7 protein-coding genes are annotated in these 13952 nt (G+C 62.1%); 1 reads left to right on the top strand and 6 read right to left on the bottom strand.

Annotated features, from left to right (window positions below):
• Positions 1-59: 59 nt before the first annotated feature.
• Positions 60-2138, bottom strand: a complete 2079-nt coding sequence (gene shc, locus H5P28_RS05375) for a squalene--hopene cyclase (protein ID WP_185674689.1) — start codon at positions 2136-2138, stop codon at positions 60-62.
• Positions 2139-2211: 73 nt separating this feature from the next.
• Positions 2212-2790, bottom strand: a complete 579-nt coding sequence (locus tag H5P28_RS05380) for a TetR/AcrR family transcriptional regulator (RefSeq protein WP_185674690.1) — start codon at positions 2788-2790, stop codon at positions 2212-2214.
• Positions 2791-2952: 162 nt separating this feature from the next.
• Here H5P28_RS05380 and H5P28_RS05385 point away from each other — a divergent pair, with 162 nt between their 5' ends.
• Positions 2953-4944 carry a potassium transporter Kup gene (locus tag H5P28_RS05385; protein WP_185674691.1) on the top strand — a complete coding sequence of 664 codons (1992 nt, stop codon included), beginning with the start codon at positions 2953-2955 and terminating at the stop codon, positions 4942-4944.
• A gap of 377 nt (positions 4945-5321) precedes the next feature.
• Here H5P28_RS05385 and H5P28_RS05390 read toward each other — a convergent pair whose 3' ends face one another.
• From H5P28_RS05390 to H5P28_RS05405, 4 genes are all read right to left on the bottom strand, one after another.
• A complete protein-coding gene (locus H5P28_RS05390) occupies positions 5322-6812 on the bottom strand; it encodes a glutamate synthase subunit beta (RefSeq protein WP_185674692.1) in 1491 nt (496 codons plus the stop codon).
• A gap of 80 nt (positions 6813-6892) precedes the next feature.
• Positions 6893-11572: a glutamate synthase large subunit gene (gene gltB, locus H5P28_RS05395; RefSeq protein ID WP_185674693.1), complete on the bottom strand. Its 4680-nt coding sequence runs from the start codon at positions 11570-11572 to the stop codon at positions 6893-6895.
• Between the two features lie 438 nt (positions 11573-12010).
• A complete protein-coding gene (locus H5P28_RS05400) occupies positions 12011-12601 on the bottom strand; it encodes a PEP-CTERM sorting domain-containing protein (protein WP_185674694.1) in 591 nt (196 codons plus the stop codon).
• Positions 12602-12852: 251 nt separating this feature from the next.
• Positions 12853-13881: an HAD family hydrolase gene (locus H5P28_RS05405; RefSeq protein ID WP_185674695.1), complete on the bottom strand. Its 1029-nt coding sequence runs from the start codon at positions 13879-13881 to the stop codon at positions 12853-12855.
• Between the last annotated feature and the right edge of the window lie 71 nt (positions 13882-13952).

Consider the following 13952-nt stretch of genomic DNA (forward strand, 5'->3'; position numbering starts at 1 on the left):
CCCTGACTTCGGGGTAGAGCGAAATCGGCTCAAACGCCGGGTGTTTGGGCCCAGCGTGCTTACGCGCTGGCGAAGTGCTTGCGGGCGCGGGCCATGGCCATGAGGGGGAAGTAGTGCCGGTACATGTTGTAGTTGATCATGAACCCGCGGGCCAGCTCGCGGCCTTGGGAGAGGGCCTCGGTGTTGCCTTGGAGGGCGATGCGCTCGCCCACGCCGTAGCCGGGGAAGCCCGTGCCGGTGTATTCCTTTTGCTCCCAGGTGCCGTTTTTCTGGGTGCGGATGAGGTAATCGAGGCCGCGCTGGATGGACTCGTCGTAGTCGTGAGTGTTCATGGCCAGCAGGGCCATGAGCGCCCAGCCCGTCTGGCTCGGCGTGCTCGGGCCGACGCCTCGCAGGGCGTCGTCCATGTACGAGCCGCAGGTCTCGCCCCAGCCGCCGTCCTCGTTCTGCTTGTCGAGGAGCCATTGGCCGCACTTGCGGATGCGCGGGTCGCTCATGTCGAAGCCGACCGCCTGCAAACCGGGCAACACCAGCCCGGTGCCGTAAATGTAGTTTACGCCCCAGCGCCCGAACCACGGGCCTTCGGGCTCCTGCTCGGACATGATGTAGTCCACGGCCCGCTTGACGGCGGGGTCGGACATGTCGTAGCCCATCAAGCCGAGGGCTTCGAGCTTGTGGCCGGTGAGGTCGGCGCTGGGCGGGTCGAGGACTTCGCCGAAGTCGCAGAAGGGGATCTGGGTCAGGGCCTTGGTGTGGTTGTCCTTGTCGAACGCGCCCCAGCCGCCGTTACTGGACTGCATGGCACGTAGCCACTTCTCGGCCCGGGCGAAGGCGCGGGTGATGCGCTTCTGGTAGCGTTCGGGGGCGATCTGACGCATCTGGCAGAGCACGGTCAAGGCCACGGCGGTGTCGTCCAGGTCCGGGTAAAAAGTGTTGGCCCGCTCGAAGGCCCAGCCGCCACACTCGACGTCCTTGACCGTCATGGCCCAGTCGCCCTTGGTCAGGATTTGCTTGTCGAGGATGTACTCCAGGGCGGGCTCGAACTGCGGGAAGCTCTCCCAGGTCGCGCCGGTGTCGAGGATGGCCTGCATGGCCAGCAGGGTGTCCCAGATTGGGGATTCGCTGGCCTGGATGAAGATCATGTCGTCGCGCTCGTAGGACCAGTGGTTGTTCCAGGCGTTGATCCCGGCGGCCACGACGGGGTGCTCGGGGTGGTAGCCCTCGACGTGGAGCGCGAGCAGGGCGTAAATCCACGGCGGCTGGATACCACCCCAGGCCCCGTCGGCGTCCTGGTGCCTGATGATCCACTCCAGCGCGAGCTTGATGGATTTTTCCCGTCCGGGTTTCCAGGGGAGCTTTTGCCAGAGGTGGAGCGCCTTGTCGGCGGTGCGGAAAAAGGTCGGCCAGAAGCCCTCCAGCCGCCGGGGGAAGGAGAAGTCGAAGTTCTCGCGTCCGTGCGGGTAAAGCTCGTCCAGGCGGCGGTCTGGGGGGAGGGCAACGACGGGGCGGCGGGCCGATACGATGCTCATCGACATGAACGTGGCGCGTGCCCAGGAGGCGAACTGGTAGATGTTGAACGGGGCCCAGGTCGGGATGCGCCCGATTTCCGGCGGGATGATGGGCAGGGTGTCCCAGGGCCACTCGCCGATGGTGGCGAGCCAGAAGCGGGTGAACATGCGGGCCTTGGCCAGCCCGCCGTGGGCGAAGATCCACTCACGGGCGCGGCGGACGGGTTCCTCGTCGGGGCCGAGCCCCGCGCTGCGCAGGGCGGCGTAGCATTCGATAGTGGTGTTGATGTCACCCAGTTCGGCGTCGTGATAAATGTCCCACGAGCCGTCCTCGCGCTGCTTGTGGATGATGCCCTTGATGATCTTGTCGTACTTGGGGTCGTCGGTGCGCCCGAGGAAGTGCATGGCCAACACCCACTGGGCCTCCATGCAGCAGTTGGATTCGAGGATGTCGTTCCAGGAGCCGTCGGGCTTCTGGTTGCGGGCCAGCCAGTCGAGCGCGCCCTGGATGCTCTGGTCGAGCGTGAGAGTCTGGTAATGGCTGGCCGGGACGGGAAGCAGCTTGGGCGCGTCCCCGGCGATCAGCTTGGTCGGCCGGGCGGAGGCGCTGTCTGTGGGCTTGGGTGTCATCGTTGTTTCTGGCGGTTGTAGCTTTAAAGTTAAAAAAAGGTGGTCCGGGCTTGGCGATAAAAGGGAGCCGGGCCTAGCGGGCCTGGGCGTCTGCGGTGAGCGGTTCCGGCGGACGGGTGGGGAGACTGTCCCGGATGTCGGAGTAAAGGGCCTCCCATTCGGGGTCTTTCATCTTCATAAAGCCGAAGGTGCGCAACACAAAGGCTCCCTCCATCGCCATAAAGGCCAGGCGGGCCTGACGCCCCTCCGGCGTTGCAAGGTCGAGGTGCGAAAGGTGCTCGTGGTACCAGGCGCGGACAAACTCCATGTGGTCGGGGCTTTGCAGGAGCATGGCCATGAGTCCGGCGGCGCGGGCGTAGGAGTGCTTGTTGGTCTGGGCGGTAGCCTCGACGTAGCCGACGATGGCGGCGACCGGGTCGTCGGTCTGGCGGGTGCGCTCGTCGATCTCCGCCTGGAAATCGTGGCACCAGCGCTCGACCATGGCGTCTATCAGACCCTTTTTCGTCCCGAAGCAGTACTGCACGCCGCCCTTGGTGATGCCGACGGCCCGTGCCACCGCGTCGATGGTCAACTCGGCGGCCCCGCGCTCCAGCACGATGCGTTCGGCGGCGTCGAGTACCTGATTGCGGTCAATGTGTTGCGGGCGGCCCATCTTTTATTCCATACGTACGTATTTATATGGAGGGTGCGGTCAAGCGCTATTTTTTTCAAGGGCGGTGCGAGGGCTGGAATCGGGGACCGGTCGGAAGGGAGGGTGAGCATGTGGTCAGAAGGAAAGCTCGACGTGAGACCCGCGTCAGGTTTGTTTTCAATCATGGCGAATCACGAGGACGGTACAGCTTCGGAGAGCAACGGGGCTATTGAGGCGGAGCAGGCAGCGGAGCTGTCCTCCCCGCCGGACAATGTGATCTCGTCCTCGACCGAAGGAGGTTCTTCCCCGGTAGATACGGTTCGCGCCGGGCTCACGCTGGCGGCGTTGGGGGTGGTTTTTGGGGACATCGGGACGAGCCCGCTCTACGCCATGAACGCAACCCTGGCCTTCGCCGACCCCAACGGGCTGAACAAGTCCGTGCTCGGGATCGTGTCGCTGTTTTTCTGGACGCTGATGCTCGTCGTCACGGTCAAGTACCTGCTGTTCATCATGAAGGCCGACAACGAAGGCGAGGGCGGGGACTTCGCCATGCACGCGCTGCTGGAGGAGAAGATGAAGTCCTCTCGGCGCACGCCGTTTATTTTCCTGCTCATCGCCTTCGGGGCAGCTCTCTTGGTGGGGGACGGCGTGATTACCCCGTCGATTTCCGTGCTCAGCGCCATCGAGGGGCTGGAGGTGGCAGGGCCGGACATGGGACATCTGGTGGTGCCGCTTTCGCTGGCTATTTTGATCGTGCTCTTCGCGATTCAGCGCTTCGGGACCGGGGGCATCGGCAAGGCCTTCGGACCTGTCATGCTCGTTTGGTTCGCGGTGCTGGGGGCGCTCGGGGCGTACCAGCTTTTCCAACACGGCCCGGAGGTGCTCATGGCGGTCAATCCGCTTTACGGGCTGGAATTCCTCTGGCACGAGCGGGCGCAGGCGCTGATGGTACTCGGGGGCGTCGTGCTGTGTGTGACCGGGGTGGAGGCGCTCTACGCGGACATGGGGCACTTCGGGCGCAAGGCGATCCAGCGCGGCTGGCTCTTTGTCGCCATGCCGGGGCTGTTGCTGAACTACTTCGGGCAAGGGGCGCTGGCACTGGCCAGCCCGAAGCCGCCGGAGAACCTCTTTTTCAGCCTCGTGCCGCAGGGCTGGATGACGTGGGCGCTCGTCGTGCTGGCCACGGTGGCGACGGTCATCGCCTCGCAGGCAGTCATCTCGGGCGTGTTCACACTGACTCGGCAGGCGATCCAACTGCGCTACTGCCCGAACCTCTCCGTCGTGCACACCTCGAATGAGGTCGAGGGGCAGATTTACGTGCCCATCGTGAACATCCTGCTCTGCGTGTTGTGCGTGGCGACGGTGGTCATGTTCAAGACTTCGGAGTCGCTGGCGGCGGCCTACGGGATGGCGGTGACGGCGGCGATGGGTGTCACCTCGCTGGCGTACTTCTACGTCCGAATCAAGGTCTGGAAAAAGGGCTTTGCGCTCAGCCTGGTGCTGCTGGCGCTGTTCTGGGTGATTGATCTGTCCTTCCTCGCCTCGAACGTTTTAAAATTCTTCTCCGGGGCCTACTACCCGCTGCTGATCGCGGGCGGGCTCTTTGTGCTCATGCTGACCTGGCGCGTGGGGCGGAGGCTGATCCACAACTCCATCTTCGAGTACCTCGACCCGCTGGATAAGTTCCTGCAAGAGCTACCGGAAAAGCCGCACACGCCGCTCAAGGGCACGGCGATTTTCCTGACCGCGGACAACCACTACGCGCCGGTCGCCTTGCGGGACCAGATCGAGTTTTACGGCGTGCTGCGCGAACAGAACATCCTCCTGACCGCGCTGCCCGACGTGAAGCCCGTGGTCCGGCACGGACGGATCGTGGAAATGGAAAAACTTGAGCACGGTTTTTACCGGATCACCTTCCGCTATGGCTACCGGGAGCGGCCCGACCTGATGGAACTGCTCCGCTACGTCCGCGACGAGGTGGGGAGCAAGATCGACATCGACGACGTGCTTTTCCACTTCAACCGCGAGCGGGTTTTCATCACGCGGGCCCGCACGCTCTGGCTTCCGCTAAAAATGCTGTTCTCCTTCCTCGCCCGCAACTCCCGCGCCACGCAGGAGCGCTTCGTCTATCCGCCCCGGCGCGCCGTCGAAACGGTGCACCCGGTGTTTTTGTAGGGGGATTTTATTGCTCACACGGAGGCACAGAGGCACGGAGGAGAGGGAGTGGAAATGCCTGCACTTTAAGCGGTCGCCATAGATAAAGGATAGCAGTGTTTCGAGAACCGATTCTCTTTGTGCCTTGGTGTCTTTGTGGTTAAATCTCTTTTTTCATCTGAGGCGGCTTTCACACTTCCACTCAGGTCAGGCTATTCCACCTCCGTGCCTCTGTGCCTCCGTGTGAGCAATAAAAAAAAAGCCGCGGGCGATGAAACGCGCCGCGGCTTTGAAAAAAGAATTCGTTGATTGTCCGTTTGCTTCCCTGGGGGAGGAGCCTTTCTGGCTTCGTAGGGGCGGATTGCTGGTCCCCTTCAGTGCCAGCGGGTGCAACCCGCTTAGGGGAGCTGGGAGACGCCCATGAGGTACTTGTCGCACTCGCGGGCGGCGGCGCGTCCCTCGTTGATGGCCCACACGACGAGGCTCTGGCCGCGGCGGCAGTCACCGGCAGCGAAGACGCCTTCGACCGAAGTGGTGTGCTGGTTGTGCTCGGCCTTGTAATTCGAGCGCGGGTCGGTTTCCAGCCCGAGTTCCTCGACGATGCCTTGTTCCGGCCCGAGGAAGCCCATGGCCAGCGTGACCAACTGCGCCGGAAGCGTGCGGCGCGTGCCGTCAACCTTCTTCGGCACGAAACGGCCCTGCTCGTCCTTGCCCCACTCGATGTCCACGATTTCGACGCCGGTCAGGTTGCCCTTGCCGTCATCGACGAAACGCTCGGTCATGACGAGGTACTTGCGCGGGTCTTCGCCCTGGAGCGCGGCGGCTTCCTCCTGGCCGTAGTCCATCTTATAGACCTTGGGCCATTCGGGCCAGGGGTTGTTCGGCTGGCGCTCCATCGGGGGCTTGGGCATGATCTCAAGCTGGACCACGCTCTTGCAGCCGTGGCGGATGGAGGTGCCGACGCAGTCCGTGCCAGTGTCGCCGCCGCCGATGACGACGACGTCTTTACCCTTGGCGTTGATCTCGGGCAGGCTGCCGTCGAAATCCGTGTCGAGGATGTGCTTGGTGTTGCCGGTGAGGAACTCCATCGCGAAGTGCACGCCCTTGAACTCGCGTCCGGGGGCGGGGAGGTCGCGCGGTTTGGTCGCGCCGGTGCACAGCACAACCGCGTCAAAGTCTTTCATCAGCTTCTTGGCCGGGAGGTCCTTGCCGATTTCGGTGCCGGTGACGAACTTCACGCCCTCGTCCTCCATCAGCTTGACGCGTCGCAGGACGACGTTGCGCTTGTCGAGCTTCATGTTCGGGATGCCGTACATGAGCAGGCCGCCGATGCGGTCCGCGCGCTCGAACACGGTGACTTCGTGCCCGGCCTGGTTAAGCTGGTCGGCGCAGGCCAGCCCGGCGGGGCCGGAGCCGACGACGGCGACCTTCTTGCCGGTGCGCTTCTTCGGGGCCTGGGCCTTGACCCAGCCTTCTTCCCAGCCCTTGTCGATGATCGAGCTTTCGATGTTCTTGATCGTGACGGGCGGCTCGATGGAGCCGAGCACGCAGGAGCCTTCGCAGGGGGCGGGGCAGACGCGGCCCGTGAACTCGGGGAAGTTGTTGGTCTTGTGCAGGCGGTCAAGCGCTTCGCGCCAGCGGTTGCGATAGACCAGGTCGTTCCACTCGGGGATCAGGTTGTTGACCGGGCAGCCCGAGGCCATTCCGCTGACGAGGAGGCCGGTGTGGCAGAAGGGCGTGCCGCAGTCCATGCAGCGCGCACCCTGTTGGACCAGGTGCTCGTCGGCGGGATGTTCCTTGAACTCGTCCCAGTTCTTGATCCGCTCCAGCGGCGGAAGTTCGGCAATCGTCTGCCGTTCGATTTCGAGGAATCCGGTAGGTTTACCCATTAAAAAGATGGTTAATTGTTAATTGCTAAATGGTTATTGGGAGCAAGCCATTAAGCCATTTGACCATTTAGCCATTTAATTTAATTGCCGCCGACGCGGGAGAGATCCTTGAGGTTTTCTTCAAACGCCGCCATGGCCGCTTCGTCGCCGGAGAGACCCTGCTCTTCGACTTTCTTGAAGCAGTTGAGCATGCGTTCGTAGTCGCGGGGCATGACCTTGGAGAATTTCGCCAGGGCCGCGTCCCAGTTGTCGAGGATTTCCCGGCCACGCTCGCTGCCGGTGTACTTGACGTGCTTCTCGATTTCGGCCTTCACGCTGGCAATCTCCGCGTCGTCGCACTCGACGAGTTGGTAGAGGTTGACCATATCGTGGTTGAGCCGGTTCGAAAAGTCGCCGTCCACGTCGTAAACGTAGGCCACACCGCCGGACATGCCCGCGGCGAAGTTGCGTCCCGTCGAGCCCAGGCAGATCACCTGGCCACCGGTCATGTACTCGCAACCGTGGTCGCCCACGCCTTCGATGACGGCCTTGACCCCGGAGTTGCGCACGCAGAAGCGTTCGCCCGCCACGCCGCTGACGTAGGCGTGCCCGAGGGTCGCGCCGTAGAAGGCGACGTTACCGGTGATGATGTTCTCATGGGCCTTGAAGGCCGAGCCCTTGGGCGGATAAACAATGACCTTGGCACCGGAAAGGCCCTTGCCGAGGTAGTCGTTGGTGTCGCCCTCAAGTTCGAAGGTCATGCCGGGAGGCGCGAAGGCCCCGAGGCTCTGGCCGGCGCTGCCGGTGAAGTGCATCCAGATGGTGTCTTCGGGCAGGCCCTGCGCGCCCCAGCGGCGAGTCAGTTCGCTGCCGGTGATGGTGCCCACAACGCGGTTGATGTTGATGATGGGCAGGTCGATCTTGACCTTCTCGCCCTTTTCGAGGGCGGGCTTGCACATCTCCAGCAGGTGCGTGTTGTCGAGGGCGACATCGAGGCCGTGGTCCTGCGGCATCTGGCAGTAGTGGCCGACTTCCGGGCCCACGTCGGGGCGGTGGAAAATCGCGGTCAGGTCGATGCCTTTGGCCTTCCAGTGGCTGATGGCTTCGCGGGTATCGAGCAGATCGACACGGCCGATCATGTCCGTGAACTTGCGGAAGCCCAACTGCGCCATGATCTCGCGGATTTCCTGCGCGATGAAGGTCATGAAATTGACCACATGCTCGGGCTTGCCGGTGAACTTTTCACGCAGCTTCGGGTTCTGGGTGGCGACGCCGACCGGACAGGTGTTCTTCTGGCACACGCGCATCATCAGGCAGCCCATAGTCACGAGCGGAGCCGTGGCAAAGCCGAACTCCTCCGCGCCCAGAAGGGCACCGATCACGATGTCGCGACCGGTCTTCATCTGGCCGTCGGTTTCAAGGACGACGCGGCTGCGCAGGTTGTTGAGCAGCAGGATCTGGTTGGTCTCGGCCAGGCCGAGTTCCCACGGCACCCCGGCGTTGTAGATCGAGGACAGGGGCGAGGCGCCCGTGCCGCCGTCATGGCCGGAGATGAGGATGACGTCGGCATGGCCCTTGGCCACCCCGGCGGCAATCGTGCCCACGCCGACTTCGGCCACGAGCTTCACGTTGACCCGCGCGCCGGTGTTGGCGTTCTTGAGGTCGTGGATCAGCTCCGCGAGGTCTTCGATGGAGTAAATGTCGTGGTGCGGGGGCGGGGAGACGAGCCCCACGCCGGGGGTCGAGTGACGGACCTTGGCCACCCACGGGTAAACCTTCGCGCCGGGCAGTTCGCCGCCTTCGCCGGGCTTGGCACCCTGGGAGACCTTGATCTGGAGCTCGTCGGAGTTGACCAGGTATTCGCTGGTCACGCCGAAGCGGCCCGAGGCGACCTGCTTGATGGCGGAGCGCTTGCTGTCGCCGTTGGGCAGGGTCTTGAAACGTTCGGGGTCCTCGCCTCCTTCGCCGGTGTTGGACTTGCCGCCGATGCGGTTCATGGCGATGGCGAGCGTTTCGTGGGCTTCCTTGGAAATCGAGCCGTAGGACATGGCCCCGGTCTTGAAGCGCTTCAGGATGGCCTCGACCGGTTCGACCTCTTCGAGCGGAACCGGCTCGCGGTCCTCCAGCTTGAACTTCATCAGCCCGCGCAGGGTGGCGAGGTTCTCGGTCTGGTCGTTAACCAGCGCGGTGTACTCCTGGAAGGTTTTGAAGTCGCCCGTGCGGACGGCCTTCTGGAGCGTATGGATGGTGCGCGGGTTAAAGAGGTGGTACTCCCCGTTGCGGCGCCACTGGTACTTGCCGCCCGGGTCGAGCGCGGCCTCGGCGTCTTCGATGTGGCGGTCCGGATAGGCGCTGGTATGGCGCTGGGCGACCTCGTCGGCGATAACACCGATGTCGATGCCCTCGATCCGGCTGGCGGTGCCGCAGAAGTACTTCTGGATGATCGAGCTGTTGAGTCCGATCGCCTCGAAGATCTGCGCGCCGCGGTAGCTGGCCACGGTGGAGATGCCCATCTTGGCCATGGTCTTGACCACGCCCTTGATGGAGCCCTTGAGGAAGTTGTAAACCGCCTTGTCGAAGTCGATGTCGAGCATGTCCTGCTGGATCATGTCGTAGATCGACTCAAAGGCCATGTAGGGGCAGACGGCGTCCACCCCGTAGCCGAGCAGGACGGCGAAGTGGTGCACTTCGCGCGGCTCGCCGGATTCGAGGATGATGGAAACCTTCGTGCGCGTGCCCTGCTTGACCAGGTGGTGGTGCAGGCCGCCGACGGCCAACAGCGCCGGGATGGGGGCGGCGTCGGGGCCGATCCCGCGGTCGGAGAGTACGAGGATGTTAACGCCCTGCTTGACGGCCTTGTCGGCCTTGGCGAAGAGCTTTTCGAGCGCCTTTTCCAGCCCGTCGCCGCCGCTCTTGGCCTTGAAGGTCATCTCAAGCGTGTCGGCCTTGAAGCCGGGCTTGTCGATCTGGCGGAGGGTTTCGAGCTGCTTGTTGTCAATGAGCGGGCTGTGGAGCCGGATCATGCGGCAGCTTTCGGGCTTGGGCTCAAGCAGGTTGCCCTCGGAGCCGATGAAGGTCTCCGTGGCGGTGATGAGTTCCTCACGGATGCAGTCCAGTGCCGGGTTCGTGACTTGGGCGAAGATCTGCTTGAAGTAATCGTAAAGGAGCTTCGACTTGTTCGAGAGCACGGCCAGCGGGATGTCCGTCCCCATCGAGCCGATGGGCTGGACGCCGTTGGTGGCGGTCGGGCCGAGGATAAAGCGCAGGTCCTCGTAGGTGTAGCCGAAGGCGCGCTGGCGCTCGAGCACGGTCTCGTGATCGACACCGGGAACGTCGGCGGGCACGGGCAGGTCTTCGAGGAAGAGGCGGTTTTCCTTCAACCACTCGGCGTAGGGCTGGGCGGTTGCGATCTGGTGCTTGAGCTCCTCGTCGCCGATGATGCGGCCCTCGCGGGTATCCACCAGGAACATGCGGCCCGGTTGCAGGCGGCCCTTTTTGACCACAATCTTGGGGTCGATGTGGACGGTGCCCACTTCGGACGCCATGATGACGCGGTCGTCGTTGGTGACGTAGAAGCGCGAGGGGCGCAGGCCGTTACGGTCGAGCGAAGCGCCGACCACGGTGCCGTCGGAGAAGGTGATCGAGGCCGGGCCATCCCAGGGCTCCATCATGCAGGCGTGGTACTCGTAGAACGCCTTCTTTTCCGGGGACATGGTCTCGTGCTTTTCCCAGGGCTCGGGGATCATCATCATGACGGCGTGCGGCAGACTGCGGCCGGTCAGGTGAAGGAATTCGAGCACGTTGTCGAAGCGGGCCGAGTCGGAGCCATCCTCGTTGATGACGGGGAAGACCTTCTTGAGTTCCTTGCCGAAGATGTCGCTCTCGCACTGGGCCTGGCGGGCCTTCATGAAGTTGACGTTGCCCATGACCGTATTGATCTCGCCGTTGTGCGACATGAAGCGGTTCGGGTGGGCGCGGGGCCAGCTCGGGAAGGTGTTGGTCGAGAAGCGCGAGTGCACAATGGCCAGCGCTGACTCGAAGTCCTTGTCGTGCAGGTCGTGGAAGTAGGGGCTGATCTGCTCGGGGGTGAGCATGCCCTTGTAGATCATGGTGCGGGCCGAGAGGCTGACCATGAAGAAGAACTCCGCCCCGGGAAAGGCCACCTGCGCGTCCGAGAGCACGGCGTTGTGGTGCTTGGAGGCGACGGAAATCTGGTTGTGGCGGATCGCGTAGTGGATGCGGCGACGGATGATGTAGAGCTTGCGCTCCCACTCAATGTCGTCGGTGATCTCGGGCGAGCGCTTGATGAATATCTGTTCCATCACCGGCTCGTAGCTCTTGGAGGTCTTGCCCAGGATCGAGCTGTCCACCGGCACGCGGCGCCAGCCGAGCAGCTTCTGGCCTTCGGCGTTGATGATCTGCTCACAGACTTCCTTGGCGGCGCTGCGCTCCGGTGTCTCGGGAGACATGAAAATGATCCCGGCGCCGTACTGGCCTTCCTCGGGCAGCTTGACTCCCTTGGCGGCCATTTCGCGGCGCAGGAACTTGTCCGGCATCTGGACGAAGATCCCGGCACCGTCCCCGGTGTCCGGCTCGCAACCGCAGGCTCCGCGGTGGATCATGTGGTTGTTCATCTCGATCGCGTCCTCAATGATCTGGTGAGAACGCTGCCCCTTTAAGTGGCAGACGAAGCCGACGCCACAGGAGTCTTTTTCCCGCGAAGGATCGAACAGGCCCTGCTTCTCGGGCCAGCCAAGTTCCGTATTCGGACGATTTGCCATACGCGTGTTTTTTACTAATACTGGGTTAAGAGGTCATAGATTCCTCCCTGCCGAGGCGGGGGAAATGTGAAAATGTCGGCACGGGAAACAGGAGCACAACACACCCCCAGCCATTCCTGGAATGGAGAAGCAAGACACTTGTTTCCCTCGCGAGCGGAGTAAAATTGGACTTCGATGACGGAAATGCAAATTTTTTATTTATAGTGTCGTTAAGCAGTCGCTATGCCAGCGAAGTGGATAACGCGATGAGGGACGGGAATTCCCGTTGCCGTGAGATTATAGTGGAAATGCCCCTTGGAGCCTGATCTGACGGCTAATCAGGGCGATTTTCGGGCGGTTGGGTAGGGGGGAGATGGTCTTTTTCCGCTCCGGCTTTCCCCTAAAAAAAAGGGGAACCTCGGAAAAGGTTCCCCCTGGGAAAACTGGCGCAATAGGTGTTTAGCGTGAGTGGACACGGACCATGCGTCGGGCCGTGATAAAGCCGAGAACTCCGAGCGCCAGGACGGAGGCGTAGGTTGAGGGCTCGGGAACGCTGTAGAAGAAGCCCTGGACCGCCCCGGCCTGGATGCCGCCCTGGTTAAAGTTATCAGCTCCCCAGACGAGGATCAGATCACTGTCGAGATTGCTCAGATCGAAAATCCCGGATGCGAAGGTGGCCGTGTAGGTGCCCGATACGGTATCCCCGGTCGTGAAATACCCACCATTGGTCTGGAAGTAGATTGAACTGGTCGAGGCGAAGCTATCGGTCATATAGAGATCGATAGGTGTACCGGCCACAGCCAGATCGCTCGAGGTCGGGGTCAGTGTCGTGCTGGGGCTCAAGATCCAGTCATTATCTGTCGGATCGGAGGCCACTATCATCAGCGAGCGTCCGAGGCTCGCCGGGGCGGGGCCTGTCAGCGTGCCTGAGAGTGTGAAGCTCAGAGCCGTGTCGGTGAAAGTGACATTGCTGATCGTGACATCAGCCTGTGATGTCTGCGCGCCAATAACACCCAGCAGGGCCCCCATAATCAGTGTTTTTAGTCTCATTAAGTTAATTTATTTTTTTGTTAAGGGGTATGCTGTTTCTTATTTTGGGTATTAGCGTTCTTGTCAATACATGGGTTTAAGTGACTAGTAGATTTAAGAGCCAAAGACTCTATTCTGGCGGATTTTAAAATGCCTTTTCCGTGCTTCGCCCCACATGCCTGGCCTGTGCGCATCTCGCTACGCTACGTCGCTTCACCTCGAAAGCCGAAAACCAGCCTGGGCGGACTCGTTCCGCAATTTGAAGACAGTCCTTAGAACAGCTCGGGCTGGGGGGCGGGCGAAGGCTCAGGGCTGGGGTCGCCGTCGTCGTCACGGTGCAGGTGGCGCGGGGGTTGGCGTACCCGGCGGGCGAGCAGTTCCTCTTGTTCCCCGACAATGCGGTCGCAGATTTTTTCCACCTGCAGGCGCAGCCAGCGGCTGGTTGGAGAGCCGGGGGTGTAGTCCGCCGGGCCGTAATTATGCACGCGCCCGTCTTCGCAGAGCCGGTCGTTCTGGGCGAACTCCGCCTCGCTTGTCGGGTTGTACACGGCAAAAGTCTTACCTCCGGCCTTGCGCACGACGGCGAAGCAGGGCACGTCGCTGGGGCCGTCGGCGATGTAAATCATGTTCGCGAAGGGCACCCGGCGGTCTTCTTGGACCATCTTGAAATTGACATTGATGGCCGGGTTTTTGTTCGAGCCCTTGTTGATCTCAAAGAGGTAGCGGGTTTTGATCGTGTTGTCCACGATGACGCCGATCTGGCTGATCTCGAAGTCCGTCTGGATCTGAAGCTCGTTCTGACGGCTGAAATACGGGGGCAGGGGGCACTCGATCAGCTCACAGGCGAAAATCCCGTCCACGGCCCCGGCAATCTTGCTGCCGCGGATCATCTCGGCCAGGCCGGTGCTGATGATGTAGTGCTCCAACCGGATTTCGTGTTTTCTGTAATCGGGCTTGGACGTGGCGAAGTCCTTTAATTCGCCAAAAAACTCCGGCAGCCCCGGGAAAAACGGAATCTGCCCGCCCAACTCGTGCAGATGGCGGTTTTGCAGGCCCTTGAGCGGGCCGTTTTTGATGAAGCTGAGCAGGTGGTTGAGGTAAACGGTCTCGCGCGAGACGGTAATGCCGCGCTTGGCGTAGATGTCGGGCAGGGCGTTGACCTCGGCCCAGAAGTGCTCCTCGTCGATCCCGTAGCGCTCGAAAATCGGAGCCTGCATGTACCCCGGCGTCAGGGTCTTGTCGAAGTCCCAGATCACCGCCACCACGTTGCGGTTGTTCAGCTTGTTGGTCGAAGAAGTCATTCTGAGAGAAAAGAAAAAACGTCGTCCGGCTGACGGGGCCACAAGGCCGCTTTGCCAAAGATGAAAAAAGA

Source organism: Ruficoccus amylovorans (assembly GCF_014230085.1).
Classification (GTDB): Bacteria; Verrucomicrobiota; Verrucomicrobiia; order Opitutales; family Cerasicoccaceae; genus Ruficoccus; species Ruficoccus amylovorans.

What these genes read in the sequence shown, in the direction of transcription:
- shc (WP_185674689.1), bottom strand. Translation starts at nt 2,138, where the DNA reads ATGACACCCAAGCCCACAGACAGCGCCTCCGCCCGGCCGACCAAGCTG.
- H5P28_RS05380 (WP_185674690.1), bottom strand. Translation starts at nt 2,790, where the DNA reads ATGGGCCGCCCGCAACACATTGACCGCAATCAGGTACTCGACGCCGCC.
- H5P28_RS05385 (WP_185674691.1), top strand. Translation starts at nt 2,953, where the DNA reads ATGGCGAATCACGAGGACGGTACAGCTTCGGAGAGCAACGGGGCTATT.
- H5P28_RS05390 (WP_185674692.1), bottom strand. Translation starts at nt 6,812, where the DNA reads ATGGGTAAACCTACCGGATTCCTCGAAATCGAACGGCAGACGATTGCC.
- gltB (WP_185674693.1), bottom strand. Translation starts at nt 11,572, where the DNA reads ATGGCAAATCGTCCGAATACGGAACTTGGCTGGCCCGAGAAGCAGGGC.
- H5P28_RS05400 (WP_185674694.1), bottom strand. Translation starts at nt 12,601, where the DNA reads ATGAGACTAAAAACACTGATTATGGGGGCCCTGCTGGGTGTTATTGGC.
- H5P28_RS05405 (WP_185674695.1), bottom strand. Translation starts at nt 13,881, where the DNA reads ATGACTTCTTCGACCAACAAGCTGAACAACCGCAACGTGGTGGCGGTG.